At 72.8% G+C, this 13,954-nt stretch carries 14 protein-coding genes; 6 read left to right on the top strand and 8 right to left on the bottom strand.

Annotation, left to right across the window (positions count from 1 at the left end; genetic code table 11):
* Positions 1-55: 55 nt before the first annotated feature.
* From OG413_RS14965 to OG413_RS14940, 6 genes are all read right to left on the bottom strand, one after another.
* The gene (locus tag OG413_RS14965; RefSeq protein WP_266805880.1) at positions 56-1,873 is read right to left on the bottom strand and encodes an ABC-F family ATP-binding cassette domain-containing protein; all 1,818 of its coding nucleotides are present in this window, start codon (positions 1,871-1,873) and stop codon (positions 56-58) included.
* A 98-nt stretch (positions 1,874-1,971) separates the two neighbouring features.
* Positions 1,972-3,294: an acyltransferase gene (locus OG413_RS14960; protein ID WP_266805878.1), complete on the bottom strand. Its 1,323-nt coding sequence runs from the start codon at positions 3,292-3,294 to the stop codon at positions 1,972-1,974.
* Between the two features lie 143 nt (positions 3,295-3,437).
* Entirely contained in the window at positions 3,438-4,358 is a 921-nt protein-coding gene (locus OG413_RS14955) for a 4-(cytidine 5'-diphospho)-2-C-methyl-D-erythritol kinase (protein ID WP_266805876.1), read from the bottom strand.
* Positions 4,355-5,248, bottom strand: coding sequence for a 16S rRNA (adenine(1518)-N(6)/adenine(1519)-N(6))-dimethyltransferase RsmA (rsmA, locus tag OG413_RS14950; RefSeq protein ID WP_266805874.1), 894 nt, complete (start codon positions 5,246-5,248; stop codon positions 4,355-4,357). The genes OG413_RS14955 and rsmA overlap by 4 nt, the downstream gene beginning before the upstream one ends.
* Before the next feature lie 123 nt (positions 5,249-5,371).
* Positions 5,372-6,238, bottom strand: coding sequence for a TatD family hydrolase (locus tag OG413_RS14945; RefSeq protein ID WP_266805872.1), 867 nt, complete (start codon positions 6,236-6,238; stop codon positions 5,372-5,374).
* 134 nt (positions 6,239-6,372) lie between these two features.
* Positions 6,373-6,759, bottom strand: coding sequence for a hypothetical protein (locus OG413_RS14940; RefSeq protein WP_266805870.1), 387 nt, complete (start codon positions 6,757-6,759; stop codon positions 6,373-6,375).
* A gap of 415 nt (positions 6,760-7,174) precedes the next feature.
* Here OG413_RS14940 and OG413_RS14935 point away from each other — a divergent pair, with 415 nt between their 5' ends.
* Positions 7,175-7,351, top strand: coding sequence for a hypothetical protein (locus OG413_RS14935; RefSeq protein ID WP_266805869.1), 177 nt, complete (start codon positions 7,175-7,177; stop codon positions 7,349-7,351).
* Between the two features lie 19 nt (positions 7,352-7,370).
* On the opposite strand, the gene OG413_RS14930 is transcribed toward OG413_RS14935, so the two are convergent.
* Entirely contained in the window at positions 7,371-7,595 is a 225-nt protein-coding gene (locus OG413_RS14930; protein ID WP_266810415.1) for a hypothetical protein, read from the bottom strand.
* Here OG413_RS14930 and OG413_RS14925 point away from each other — a divergent pair.
* The 4 genes from OG413_RS14925 (at position 7,503) to OG413_RS14910 (ending at position 11,087) form a co-directional block, all read left to right on the top strand.
* Positions 7,503-8,081: a hypothetical protein gene (locus tag OG413_RS14925; protein WP_266810156.1), complete on the top strand. Its 579-nt coding sequence runs from the start codon at positions 7,503-7,505 to the stop codon at positions 8,079-8,081. The two genes, OG413_RS14930 and OG413_RS14925, sit on opposite strands and share 93 nt — an antisense overlap.
* On the top strand, positions 8,078-9,103 hold the full coding sequence (locus OG413_RS14920) for a hypothetical protein (RefSeq protein ID WP_266805868.1): 1,026 nt from the start codon (positions 8,078-8,080) through the stop codon (positions 9,101-9,103). Before OG413_RS14925 ends, OG413_RS14920 begins: the two co-directional genes overlap by 4 nt.
* Positions 9,100-10,023, top strand: a complete 924-nt coding sequence (locus OG413_RS14915; protein WP_266805867.1) for a hypothetical protein — start codon at positions 9,100-9,102, stop codon at positions 10,021-10,023. The genes OG413_RS14920 and OG413_RS14915 overlap by 4 nt, the downstream gene beginning before the upstream one ends.
* Positions 10,024-10,091: 68 nt before the next feature.
* Positions 10,092-11,087, top strand: a complete 996-nt coding sequence (locus OG413_RS14910; protein WP_266810154.1) for a serine hydrolase — start codon at positions 10,092-10,094, stop codon at positions 11,085-11,087.
* Positions 11,088-11,162: 75 nt separating this feature from the next.
* On the opposite strand, the gene rsmI is transcribed toward OG413_RS14910, so the two are convergent.
* Positions 11,163-12,041, bottom strand: coding sequence for a 16S rRNA (cytidine(1402)-2'-O)-methyltransferase (rsmI, locus tag OG413_RS14905; protein ID WP_266805866.1), 879 nt, complete (start codon positions 12,039-12,041; stop codon positions 11,163-11,165).
* Positions 12,042-12,094: 53 nt separating this feature from the next.
* On the opposite strand from rsmI, the gene OG413_RS14900 reads away from it, so the two are divergent.
* Positions 12,095-13,864, top strand: a complete 1,770-nt coding sequence (locus OG413_RS14900; RefSeq protein WP_266805864.1) for a dolichyl-phosphate-mannose--protein mannosyltransferase — start codon at positions 12,095-12,097, stop codon at positions 13,862-13,864.
* Positions 13,865-13,954: the final 90 nt, after the last annotated feature.

Here is a 13,954-nt window from a genome sequence, read left to right as displayed (position 1 = left end):
CCCGCACCTTCCGTACCGCCTGCCCCGCCTTCACCACCCCGTCACACCATGGCCGTCAGGCGTCCTCGGCCAGCTCCAGCCAGCGCATCTCCAGCACATCGCGCTCCGTGACCAGTTCGCGCAGCTCGGCGTCGAGCTTGGCGACCTTCTCGAAGTCGGTGGCGTTGTCGGCGATCTGCGCGTGCAGGGTGGTTTCCCGCGTCGACATCTTGTCGAGCTGCCGCTCGACCTTCTGGAGCTCCTTCTTCGCCGCCCGCGCCTCCTGCGGCGACACGGCCGGGACCGGCGCGGACGTCCGGCCGGGCGCTGCCGGGGCGGCGGAGGGCGTGACCGTCTCCTCCATCCGCTGCCTGCGCTCCAGGTACTCGTCGATCCCGCGCGGCAGCATCCGCAGTGCGCGGTCGCCGAGCAGCGCCATCACCCGGTCCGTGGTCCGCTCGATGAAGAACCGGTCGTGGGAGATCACGATCATCGACCCGGGCCAGCCGTCGAGGAGGTCCTCCAGCTGGGTCAGGGTCTCGATGTCCAGGTCGTTGGTCGGCTCGTCGAGGAAGAGCACGTTGGGCTCGTCCATCAGCAGCCGCAGGATCTGCAGCCTGCGCCGCTCACCGCCGGACAGGTCGCCGACCGGGGTCCACTGCTTCTCCTTCGAGAAGCCGAACTGCTCGCAGAGCTGGCCCGCGGTCATCTCGCGGCCCTTGCCCAGGTCGACCCGGTCGCGCACCTGCTGGACGGCTTCCAGCACCCGCAGGTTCGGGGGCAGCTCGGTGACCTCCTGGGAGAGGTAGGCCAGCCGGACGGTCTTGCCGACGATGACCTTTCCGGCGGCCGGCTGCTCCTCGCCCTGCGTACGGCAGGCCTCCTCCAGCGCCCGCAGCAGCGAGGTCTTGCCCGCGCCGTTGACCCCGACCAGGCCGATCCGGTCGCCCGGACCGAGCTGCCAGGTGAGGTGGGTGAGCAGCGTCTTGGGCCCGGCCTGGATGGTCACGTCCTCCAGGTCGAAGACGGTCTTGCCGAGGCGGGCGTTGGCGAACTTCATCAGTTCGCTGGTGTCGCGCGGCGGCGGCACATCGGCGATCAGCTCGTTGGCGGCCTCGATGCGGTAGCGCGGCTTCGACGTACGGGCGGGGGCGCCGCGGCGCAGCCAGGCCAGCTCCTTGCGCATCAGGTTCTGCCGCTTGGACTCCTCGGTCGCGGCGATCCGCTCCCGTTCGGCGCGGGCGAAGACGTAGTCGCTGTAGCCGCCCTCGTACTCGTGGACCGTGCCGCGCTGGACGTCCCACATGCTGGTGCAGACCTGGTCGAGGAACCACCGGTCGTGCGTGACGCAGACGAGCGCCGAGCGGCGGGCCCGCAGATGTCCGGCCAGCCAGGAGATGCCCTCGACGTCGAGGTGGTTGGTGGGCTCGTCGAGGACGATCAGGTCCGGTTCGCCGATGAGCAGCTTGGCCAGCGCGATACGGCGGCGCTCACCGCCGGAGAGCGGGGCGATGACGGTGTCCAGGCCGTGCTCGAAGCCGGGCAGGGCGAGCCCGCCGAACAGCCCGGTGAGCACATCACGGATCTTGGCGCTGCCCGCCCACTCGTGGTCGGCGAGATCGCCGATGACCTCGTGGCGGATGGTCGCCGTCGGGTCGAGGGAGTCGTGCTGGGTGAGGACCCCGAGACGCAGCCCGCCGTTGTGCGTGACCCGGCCGGTGTCCGCCTCCTCCAGCTTGGCGAGCATCCGGATGAGGGTCGTCTTGCCGTCGCCGTTGCGGCCGACGACACCGATCCGGTCGCCCTCGGACACCCCGAGGGATACGCCGTCGAGCAGGGCACGGGTGCCGTACACCTTGCTGACCTGCTCGACATTGACCAGATTGACGGCCATTTCACTCCTGCCCAGGGGGACTGTTCGACTCCCCCAGGGTACGGCGCGGCGGGGCACCGACGCCCCGGCCCCGGCCCCGTCCGGGCCCGGCACCGTGCTCATCGCCCCGCGCGTTCCACCAGCAGCCAGCCGCCGAGGGTCATCGCGACGGCGGCCGGGGCGCTGACCCGTACCGCGATGAGCAGCGCGGTGTGCCCCTCCAGGAGCCCGCCGAAGCCCACCATGGACAGGCCGAGCACACCGAGCAGGCAGAGCGTCGCGCCGAGCGCCGAGACGGGGCCGGAGCCCTTGCCCGGCACGGCGGGGACCGGCCGTTCGAAGGTACGGAAGACGGCGACCAGCCCCGCGGTGACGGCGACGGCCGCCGCGAGCCGGAGCGGGACCTGGGCCCACCAGGCGCCGGTGGCCGGTTCGGGCAGCGGGACGTCGAGGGCGAGCATCGCCCCGTACACCCCGAGCATCGCGGTGAGGTGCCAGAGGAACGCGGTCATCGCCATCCCGTTGGCGGCGACGACGGTGCGCCAGACCCGGGGCCGGGCGACGAGGCGGGCGCCCGGTCCGCGCAGCAGCTCGACGGCGCCGACGAGCCAGAGGCCGTGGCAGAGCAGGGCGAGGGTGGGCGGGGCCATGTTGCTGACCTTCTCGCCGGGCATGCCGACCATGGACAGCGGATACGGGCCCAGCGCCACCAGCGCCGCGGCGGAGACCAGTCCGGCCCCGGCGAGCAGGGCTGGGCGGCGGATGCGGCCGTCGGCGCGCAGGAACCCGAGCTGGTGGACCGCGAGCCAGACGAAGGCGAAGTTCAGGAACGAGACGTACGGGACCGAGGCGGCGAACCGCAGGACGTCGACGGCGACCGCGGCACCGGCGAGCGCGGCGAAGGCACCCCATCCGTAGCGCTGGTGCAGCTTCAGCAGCGGCGGGGTGAACGCCACCATGGCGAGGTAGATCCCGATGAACCAGAGCGGCTGGGTCACCAGCCGCAGCGTGACCCCGGTCAGCCCGCCGCCCCCGCCCAGCAGCTGGACGATCAGCGCGGCCGCGCCCCAGACGAGGATGAAGACCACGGTGGGCCGCAGCAGCCGCTGGAGCCTGGCCCGCAGGAAGGCGGAGTAGACGGAGTCCGTGGAGCCCTCGGGGCGCTTGCGGAGCAGGGAGCGGTAGGACAGGGCGTGCGAGAAGCCGCCGACGAAGAAGAACACCGGCATGATCTGGAGCAGCCAGGTCAGCGGCTGGAGGCCGGGGACGACGGCGAGCAGGTTGCCGACGCCGTCGGACGTGACGGCGGCCATCAGCCAGTGGCCGAGGACGACCGTGCCGAGCGAGGCGACGCGCAGCAGGTCGATGTAGCGGTCCCGGGTGGCGGGCGTCGCCCCGGCCAGTTCACGAACACTCGATCCCGCACGAACACTTGATCCCATACGGGTACGGTCGCGCCGATCGCCCGGGGGCGGGAGCGCGACCGTACTCAATTCCCGTCTGAGTACCCGTCGTCGGGCGACGGTCGTACCGGGGGCGGACCCCCGGCGTCGGACGACAGTCGCACCGGGGGCGGACTCCGGCGTCAGACGACGGTCGCACCGGGGGCGGGCGACACCGCGATCCGCGCGTTCCGGCAGGTCCCGGAGCCGAGCAGGGCGTCGGCCACCTTGCGGGCCGACGCCTCGTCCGCCACCAGGAACGCGGTGGTCGGCCCGGAGCCGGAGACCAGCGCGGCCAGGGCGCCCGCCCCGGTGCCCGCGGCGAGGGTGTCGGCCAGCGAGGGGCGCAGGGAGAGCGCGGCGGGCTGGAGGTCGTTGCTCAGGGTCGCCGCGAGTGCGCCGGAGTCGCCGGAGCGCAGGGCGTCCAGGAGCGCTTCGGACGCGGTGGGCGCGGGGACGTCCGTACCGGCGGTGAGCCGGTCGAACTCGCCGTACACCGCCGGGGTGGAGAGCCCCCCGTCGGCGACCGCGAAGACCCAGTGGAAGGTGCCGCCGACCTCGACGGGGGTGAGCTGTTCACCGCGTCCGACGCCGAGCGCCGCTCCGCCGACCAGGCTGAAGGGGACGTCGCTGCCCAGCTCGGCGCAGATGGCGAGCAGTTCCGCACGGGTGGCGCCGGTGCCCCACAGGGCGTCGCAGGCCAGCAGGGCGGCGGCCCCGTCGGCGCTGCCCCCCGCCATGCCGCCCGCGACGGGGATGTCCTTGGTGATGTGGAGGTGCACGCCGGGGGCGATGCCGTGCCGTGCGGCGAGCGCGAGCGCGGCGCGGGCGGCGAGGTTGCTGGCGTCCAGCGGGACCTGGGCGGCGTCCGGGCCGGAGCAGGTGATCGTCAGCTCGTCGGCCGGGGTGGCGGTGACCTCGTCGTACAGGCCGACGGCGAGGAAGACATTGGCCAGGTCGTGGAACCCGTCGGGGCGCGCGGCGCCGACGGCGAGCTGCGCGTTGACCTTGGCGGGGACGCGAACGGTGACGCCCGCGGCCGTCGGACGGACGGTCCCGCTCACTCGCCGCTCCCGGGAACGTCGGCGGTCGCGGCGGGCTTGTTCTCGGCGATGGCGGCGAATTCCTCGACCGTCAGCGCCTCGCCGCGGGCCTGCGGGGAGATCCCGGCGGCGACCAGCGCGGCCTCGGCGGCGGGCGCGGAACCGGCCCATCCGGACAGCGCGGCGCGCAGCGTCTTGCGGCGCTGGGCGAAGGCGGCGTCGACGACGGCGAAGACCTCTTTCCGGCTCGCCGTGGTGTGGATGGGTTCGGTGCGCCGGACCAGGGAGACGAGCCCCGAGTCGACGTTCGGCGCGGGCCAGAAGACCGTCCGGCCGATGGACCCGGCGCGCTTGACGTCCGCGTACCAGTTGGCCTTCACCGACGGCACGCCGTAGACCTTGTTGCCGGGCCGCGCGGCGAGCCGGTCGGCCACCTCGGCCTGGACCATGACCAGGGTCCGCTCGATGCTCGGGAAGCGCTCCAGCATGGTGAGCAGGACCGGTACCGCCACGTTGTACGGCAGGTTCGCCACCAGGGCGGTCGGCTGCGGGCCGGGCAGCTCGGTCACGAGCATCGCGTCGGAGTGGACCAGGGCGAACCGGTCGGCGCGCTCCGGCATCCGGGCGGCGACCGTGGCCGGCAGGGCGGCGGCGAGGGTGTCGTCGATCTCCACGGCGACGACCCGGTCGGCCGCCTCCAGCAGTGCCAGGGTCAGCGAGCCGAGCCCCGGACCGACCTCGACGACCACGTCGTCCGGGCGGACCTCCGCGGTGCGCACGATCCTGCGGACCGTGTTGGCGTCGATGACGAAGTTCTGACCGCGCTGCTTGGTGGGGCGTACGCCCAGTTTGGCGGCCAGGTCGCGGATGTCTGCGGGGCCCAGGAGGGCGTCGGGCTCTGTGCTGCTCACCCGGTAAGCCTACGGCCGCGGCGCGGCCACGGGCTCGCCCCCCGCTGGCCGGGCGGGAGGCGGCGGGGTGCGCCCACCGTCCGGCTCTTCGTCCGGCTCTTCGGCGCGCGCTCCAGCTATACGTCAGTAGTCGAACGCCCGCGCGGTGTTGTCGTAGATCGCCGCGGCGAGCGTGTCCTCGTCGAGGCCCTTCACGGCCGCCATGGCGCGCAGGGTGACCGGGATGAGGTAGGGGGCGTTGGGGCGCCCTCGGTACGGGGCGGGCGTGAGGAAGGGGGCGTCCGTCTCGACCAGGACCAGCTCGGTCGGGGCGACGGCCAGCGCGTCGCGCAGCGGCTGGGCGTTCTTGAAGGTGACGTTGCCCGCGAAGGACATGAAGTACCCGGCGTCCGCGCAGATCCGGGCCATGTCGGCGTCGCCGGAGTAGCAGTGGAACACGGTCCGCTCGGGGGCTCCCGCGTCGGCGAGGACGCGCAGCACATCCGCGTGCGCGTCGCGGTCGTGGATGACGAGGGCCTTGCCGTGCCGTTTGGCGATCTCGATGTGGGCCCGGAAGGACTCCTCCTGGGCGGCCATGCCCTCGGGACCCGTACGGAAGTGGTCGAGGCCGGTCTCACCGACGCCGCGTACGTGGTCGAGCGCGGCCAGCGCGTCGATCTCCGCGAGCGCCTCGTCGAGCGCCGCCTTCCCGCCCGGCGCCCTGATCCCCTGCCTCGACCCGCCGTCGGGGTCACCGTGCACGATGCGCGGCGCCTCGTTCGGGTGCAGGGCGACCGAGGCGTGCACGGCAGGGTGGGCGGCCGCGGTCTCGGCGGCCCAGCGCGAGCCCGCGACGTCGCAGCCCACCTGGACGACGGTGGTGACATTGACCGCCGCGGCCCTGGCCAGGCCCTCCTCGACGGTTCCGTCCTGCATGTCCAGGTGGGTGTGCGAATCGGCGACCGGAACCCGCAGGGGCTCGGGCAGCGGCGGGGCTTCCGTACGGCTCATGCCCACGATCGTACGAGGACGTGCCTGACGCGCTCACCGCGACGTGAACCGGCCCGCCGGTCACGGGATGACCGGCGGGCCGACCGCGCGGAACGCCGCACGCCTGTCGGCGTCGCGGTGACCGGCCGGTACGTCTACCGGCGGTGGAAGGGATGCAGCAGGTCGGACAGATGCCAGTGGTGCGATGCCGCCGGAGCCGCGGCGACCGCGTCCCCCTCGGCGGGCGCTGCGGACTTCGGGGCCTTCGGGGTCTTCGGGATCTGCTGGCGCTGGAGCAGCTGCTGAACGCTGGAGACCCGGCCGGACCGCATGATCCGGACCACATGGCCACCGCAGTTCGTGCAGGTGGGGGTGGACAGCGGTGAGGGCACCCGCTCCCCGTCCGCCTTGTAGACCACGAAGGCGTTGCCGGAGCCGTCGACGTGATGCTCTATCTCGTAGGCCTGTTCCCAGCCGAATCCGCACCTCATGCAGGCGAAGGCGTACGCCTCATGCACGGTGGTTGCTGCGATCTCGCTCATACTTGCTCCTCTTGTCCGCCGGACAAGCATTCCGGGGATTGCCCGTCACCCTCCAGTGGACACCTCCGTATGGGCTGACGCACCAGCTCAGGGCCAGCATTGATGCGTTCTTGGCCTCCTTGGGCCGCCCTTTGCCCCCGCATGGCGCCGGACAGGGTCGCCCGTGACCGGCCGCGCACCGAACACTCTCGTGCGCTCCCCGCGCCGGGCTGAATGCGCCCCACGTACTACCCCCCGGCCGAGTGAGTGGAATAGGCATTCCCCCAGGCCATTGCCTTGGCGCGAGCTATAAGAATTCACATTCAATTGAATGAGTAAATTCCCTTGCGGACCGGTCCGATTTGCGGGTTTACATTTCGTGTATTTCACTCGGACCGTACGCACACCCCACTTCCCACAGGACGGGGAACAACCCATGTACACCACCGAATCCACTGCCACCGACATCGAGATCGACCTCGACGCCGCGCTCAACCCGGGCGAGGCCGAGGGCTTCTACCGGGACTCGCGCGAGTGCGCGTACCTCGCACTGATCGCAGGCGGCGGCGCTCTGCTGCTCTCGCCTCCGACCCCCCGCCCGAAGAAGGGCTAGTCGGTAGCAAATGGACCAGTCACATGCCTCGTCCCCCCTTGCGGGTGCCGTGCATGACCTGGCAACAGAGGTGGTCCTCGCTCTTCGGAGCGAGGACCACCTCGCCACGGTTTGCGGCGCTGCCGGAATCGACGAGGAAAACCGGACAGGAATTGCCGCGGTACGCGTCATCGGAGCCGATCTGCTTCTTCCCAGTGTTCTTTTCGGGCGCAATCCGCATCCCGGAGACATTGCCGTACTCCACCGTGCCGTGCGGGAATTCCCGCCCCGGCCCGACTCCTCCGACGCCACGGCCTGGAGCCACTGGGGCATGATGTCCGCCCTGCACCGGACGGCACCGGCCACCACCGCCACCGGACAGCCGTCGGCCGCCGGGCACGGCACCGGCGAACCCGACGCGGCGTGGCTCGAAGGGGCCCCCTGGCAGTCCTTCACCCATCAGCTCTCCGTACTGGCCCCGCTCGCCGTCCCGGCCGCCTCGTCGGCCGTGCACCGGGCCGCCGCCCACCGGGTCGTGGACCTGTCCCGGGGGTTCGTGCGCGCGGTGCGGCGGCGCGACTGGCTCCAGGCGGCGGGAGCGGGCCGCTGGCTGGCCGCGCTGGACGGCCGGCCCGACAGCCTGGGTCTGGAACGCGGGCTCGACTTCGTCGAGCTCATGGGCGGCCCGGACCCCCGGGTCGCGCTGCACGTACGGGCGGCCCGGCTCATGGCCGAGGGGCGGGCGCGGTGACGGCACCGGCGACCGCCGACCTCGGCGCACAGCCCGGCGGTACGACGGACGCGGCACTGTCCGTGCTGCCCCGCGTACTGCGCCAGGCCCTCGGCTGGGCCGACGCCCACCGCTCGGGCTTCGTCCTCCCCCAGGACGTGCTGGAGCCGCACACCCAGGTCAACGGCACGCTCAAACCCCTGGGCGAGCTGGCCCAGCTCTGCGCCACGATCCACCGCAGCACCGCCCCCGACACCCCGGAACACGGGACGGCCGGGGAGCTCATCGCCTTCGCGTGGGAGCAGGTGCACGACGGCGACCTGCTGCTGGAGCTGCTGCGTGGCGAACCCTTCGCCGCGTACCCGTACGAGATCTACGCCGCCTTCGCCGGACACGGGCTGCGCCACGAGGGTTTCGAGCGGCTGGCCGGAACGCTCTCCGCGACCAGGGGCTGGGCCCACACCGAGCAGCACGCCAACCGGGAGCTCGGGCTGATCAACTCGGAGCGGCGGGTCGGCGTCGCCCCGCACACCGACCCGGGTCCGGTCCTCGCGCGCACCTGGCTGGGCGGGCTGTCCGAGCCGTGGATGTTCGAAGGGCCCTCCGGCTACGCGCTGACCCACACCGTCTTCCACATCACGGACTGGTGCTGTGTCCCGGAGCGGATGCCCGCCGACATCGACGCCTATCTGCGGGCCTGGCTGCCCCCCTGGGTCGACGGCTGCCTGGAGAGCACGCAGTGGGACCTGACCGGCGAGCTGCTCGCGGTCGCCGCCGCCCTGCCGGGCCCGCCGCCCGCGGCCCTGCTGGACACGGCCTGGCCCGCGCTCGCCGCCGCGCAGGCGCCGAGCGGCGCCGTACCGGAGACGGGTCCGCCGCTCACCCGCCCGGTCCGGCCCGCGCCGGACTCCGCGGACGCAGCGGACGCCCCGGACCCGTACCCCTTCCTCGCCTGCTACCACTCCACCCTGGTGACCGCGTTCGCCGCCGCAGTGTCCCTGAAGCGGCTGGCGGACCACCGTACGAAGGGAGCTGCCGCATGAGCGGCATCCAGCAGATCCATGACGTGGGCGCGCGGGCCCTGGGATGGCTGTACGAGCACCGGGACGGCTTCCGGCTGGACGACGACCCGGCACCCGAGGCGGGCCCCCTGGACCGCTTCAAGCCGCTCGGCGAGCTGGCGCTCATCGGCAAGGTCATCTTCCGGGAAGGGGTCGCCGGGTCCCAGCAGGCCGCCCTGGCGCGCAAGCTCCTCGACCACGCCTGGCACGAGCTGCTCGGCTCCGGAGCCCGGCTGGTCGACGGCCAGCGGCGCGAGCCGCTCTCCCCCGTTCCCCTGGAGGTCTACGTACCGTTCCGGGAGCTGGGCTTCCGCGAGCCGTCCCTGGAGGCCGCCGTCCGGCTCAACCACCGGCTGAGCAGTTGGGGCGCACTGGAGGTCCTCCCGGTGCGCCGCCTCGGCATCAGCGCCATGGAGCGCCGCTTCGGGGTGGAGCCGAGCGTGCCGCTCGACGAGGCGTACCGGCGCACCTGGCTCGCCCGGATGCCCGAGCCCTGGACCGTCGAGGGCCATATCGCCTACGACATCACCCACACGGTCTTCCATCTGACCGACTGGGGCGAGAGCCCGGCCGGGCTGCCCGCCGAGGTGGCGGACTACCTCGCCCGCTGGCTGCCGGTGTGGCTGGACGACTGGCTCGACCTGGGCCGCTGGGACCTGCTGGGCGAACTGCTCGTCGTCGACGCCTGCCTGCCGCGGCCGACCCTGGACCCGGCCGCCTGGCAGGGGTTCGCCGGGGCCCAGCAGCCGGACGGGGCGATGCCGGTGATGGGCGCCATGCCGGAAGGGGACGAGGAGTCGGTCTTCGACCTCGTCTACCACCCGACGCTGGTGGCCGCGTTCGCCTCGGCACTGTCCCTGTCCCGCGCCATGTCCGACCTCTCCGCCCCGGCCCCCGCGTGACGGCGCGGCAGGACGTCCGCCGGGCCCCCACCGGCCGTCCGTCCCAGGACGGCGACGAGCGGGCCCGGCTGCTGGCCGAGGCCGCCCGGACCATCGACTCGCCCGGCCTCGTGATCGCGCTCAGCCACCGGGGCCACCGCACGGTCCGGCACGGCGTCGTGCCGCCCGGCGACGTACCCCCCGACCGGCTCCACTACGAGCTGGGTTCCGCGTCGAAGCCCTTCGCCGGGCTGCTGCTCGCCGCACTCGTCGCGGCGGGCCGGGTGCGGTACGAGGACTCGGCGGCCGGACTGCTGGCACCGGGCCACCCGGTGCACCCCGCGGTGCGCGCCATCACCCTGCGCCATCTGATCACCCACACCGCGGGCCTCCCCGGGGTGCCGGCCGACTTCTACCCGCAGGCGCTGCCCCGGTGGTCCACCGCGCCGTACAGCGGCTACCCGGCCGACCGGGTCGTCCGGGCGTTCCTCCGGGCCCGCCCGCGCCACCGGCCGGGCACCCGCTGGCACTACTCGAACTTCGCGGTCTCCGTACTCGGGCACACCCTGACCGCCGCCACCGGCACGCCCTGGGAGGCGCTGCTCCAGCAGGAGGTGCTGGGCCCGCTCGGGCTGCACGGCACCCGGCCGCGCACCGGGCCCCCGGGCAGCGACGCCGTGGGGCACCGGCGCGACGGCAGGCCGCTGCCCGCGCTCGACACCGGCGGGTTCACCGCCGCCGGAGCGATGCGGTCGACACCGTCGGACCTGCTCACGTTCCTGGAGGCGCATCTTCCGGGTGCCGTGGCGCCCACGCGTCCGCTGGCCGCCGCGTTCGCGGAGGTACGGCGTCCGCTGCTGCGGCGCGGTCTGCGGCACGCCCACACGCACACGCTGACCTGGTTCCGCCATCCGTCACCGCGCGGACCGGTGTACTTCCACGCCGGAGCCACCCTCGGGCAGCAGGCGTTCCTCGGCTTCCGCCCGGACACCGGGACCGCCGTGGCCGCCATGACCACCCGGCGGGTGAACAGGACCGACCCGTTCATCGCGACGATCCACGCCCTGCTGACGGAACGCCTCTGACGTGTGCGCGTTCCGGACCGGTCGGATACCCCACCGCTCCGGGCCGGTCATGCCTTCGGGGCCCTCGCGGGTCTGTCAGGCCTTCGGGGCCCGCGCGGCGTTCTTGGCCGCGACGACCGCGTCGAACACCTCCCGCTTGGGCAGTCCGGCCGCCGCCGCGACCGCCGCGATGGCCTCCTTGCGCCGCTCCCCCGCCTCCTCGCGCACCTGCACCCGGCGCACGAGCTCCTCGGCGTCCAGGTCCTCCTTGCCGGAGTCCGTGGCGCCCTCGACCACGACGGTGATCTCGCCGCGCACCCCCTCCGCCGCCCAGACGGCGAGGTCGCCCAGCGGGCCGCGCTTCACTTCCTCGTACGTCTTGGTCAGCTCCCGGCACACGGCGGCCCGGCGGTCCGCGCCGAACACCTCGGCCATCGCGGCCAGCGTGTCGTCCAGCCGGTGCGGGGCCTCGAAGAAGACCATCGTGCGGCGCTCGTCGGCGACCTCACGGAGCTTGCCGAGCCGTTCGCCCGCCTTGCGGGGCAGGAAGCCCTCGAAGCAGAACCGGTCCACGGGCAGCCCGGACAGGGCCAGTGCCGTCAGCACCGCCGACGGGCCCGGCACGGCGGTGACCCGGATGTCCTTCTCGACGGCGGCGGCGACGAGCCGGTAGCCGGGGTCGGAGACCGATGGCATCCCGGCGTCCGTGACCAGCAGGACCCGCGCCCCGCCGGTCAGCGCCTCGACCAGTTCGGGCGTACGCGCCGACTCGTTGCCCTCGAAGTAGGAGACGACACGCCCCGTGGTGTGGATGCCGAGCGCCTGGGTGAGGCGGCGCAGCCGCCGGGTGTCCTCGGCGGCGACGACATCGGCCCTCTCCAGCTCGGCGGCGAGCCGTGGCGGGGCGTCCGCCACGTCGCCGATGGGGGTCCCTGCGAGTACCAGCGTTCCAGTCGTTCCAGTCACAACAGTCATCCTCCCAGCCCTGGCGGCGCACCTCGCACAGATGCGTTCCCTACGATGGCGCGGTGACGAGTACCGCACCCGAAGCCCAGCAGGGCCACGACGCCGGGGATCCGCACGGCGAACAGCCGCATTCCTGGCAGCGGCGGCTGCGCCGCTTCGGCCATACGCCCCGGCCGGAGACCGGGCTGCGCGAGCGGCTGATGCCGCCGTACACCCGCCCGGGACCCCGGCTGTGGGCGGTGCTCGGGGTGCCCGCACCGCTCGCGGACCGGATCGTGCGCTGGTCCGCCTGGGGCGGTCCGCTGCTGGTGACCCTGGTCGCCGGGCTGCTGCGGTTCTGGAACCTGGGCAAGCCGGACGCGGTGATATTCGATGAGACGTATTACGCCAAGGACGCCTGGGCGCTGATCAACCAGGGGTACGAGGGGGCCTGGCCCAAGGACGTCGACAAACTGATCCTGCAGAATCCGTCCGGGGTGAAGATCCCCGTCGAGCCCGGCTATGTCGTGCATCCGCCGGTCGGCAAGTGGATCATCGGGATCGGCGAGCAGCTCTTCGGCTTCACGCCGTTCGGCTGGCGCTTCATGGTCGCGCTGCTGGGCACGGTGTCCGTCCTGCTGCTGTGCCGGATCGGCCGGCGGCTGTTCCGCTCGACGTTCCTGGGCTGTCTGGCGGGCCTGCTCCTCGCGGTGGACGGCCTGCACTTCGTGATGAGCCGCGCCGCGCTCCTCGACCTGATCCTGATGTTCTTCGTGCTGGCGGCCTTCGGGTGCCTGGTGATCGACCGCGACTGGGCCCGCCGGAAACTGGCCGCCGCGCTTCCGGTCGACGAGGAGGAGGGCGTGCTGCGCCCGGACTACCGGATCGCCGAGGACCTGCGGCTGGGGTGGCGGCCGTGGCGGATCGGCGCGGGCGTGATGCTGGGCCTGGCGTTCGCCACGAAGTGGAACGGCCTCTACATCCTGGCCGCGTTCGGCGTGATGGCGGTGCTGTGGGACGTGGCCGCGCGGCGCACGGCGGGCGCGGTGCGGCCGTACCGGGCGGTGGCGCGGCGGGATCTGCTGCCCGCGTTCATCTCCACGGTGCCGGTCGCGATCGGCACGTACGTGGTCTCGTGGACCGGCTGGATCGTCACGGACAAGGGGTACTACCGCAACTGGGCGGCGACCGAGGGCAAGGGCGGCAGCTGGACCTGGCTGCCGGACTGGCTGCGCAGCCTGTGGCACTACGAGAACCAGGTGTACGACTTTCATGTCGGCCTGACCTCCGGCCACACGTACCAGTCCAACCCCTGGAGCTGGATCATCCTGGGCCGCCCCGTCTCGTACTTCTACGAGGAGAAGAGCGGCTGCAAGGAGTCCTCGACCGGCAAGTGCGCCGCCGAGGTGCTCGCCATCGGCACCCCGCTGCTCTGGTGGGCGGCGTGCTTCGCGCTGCTGTACGTGCTGTGGCGCTGGTTCTTCCGGCGCGACTGGCGGGCGGGCGCGATCGCCTGCGGGGTGGCGGCGGGCTGGCTGCCCTGGTTCCTCTACCAGGAGCGCACGATCTTCCTGTTCTACGCGGTCGTGTTCGTACCGTTCCTGTGTCTGGCCGTGTCGATGATGATCGGCGCCCTGCTGGGCCCGGCGGCGGGGACCGGGGCCAGAGCGGAACTGGGCCTGACGAGGGACGACCCGAACGGCGAGAGACGCCGGACGCTGGGGGCGATCGCCGCGGGCGTGCTGGTCCTGCTGATCGTCTGGAACTTCATCTACTTCTGGCCGCTGTACACGGGGACCTCGATCCCGGAGGACTCCTGGCGCGACCGGATGTGGCTGGACACCTGGGTGTAACGCTCACCGGTCAGCATTCCGGTCCGGTAACGACGCCCTCACCAGCCGTCACCACCCCTTAGGGTTCTCGGCAACTCCCCCTTGAACACG

This window comes from Streptomyces sp. NBC_01433, assembly GCF_026340105.1.
GTDB lineage: Bacteria > Actinomycetota > Actinomycetes > Streptomycetales > Streptomycetaceae > Streptomyces.
This window is presented reverse-complemented; position numbering and strand designations above follow the sequence as displayed.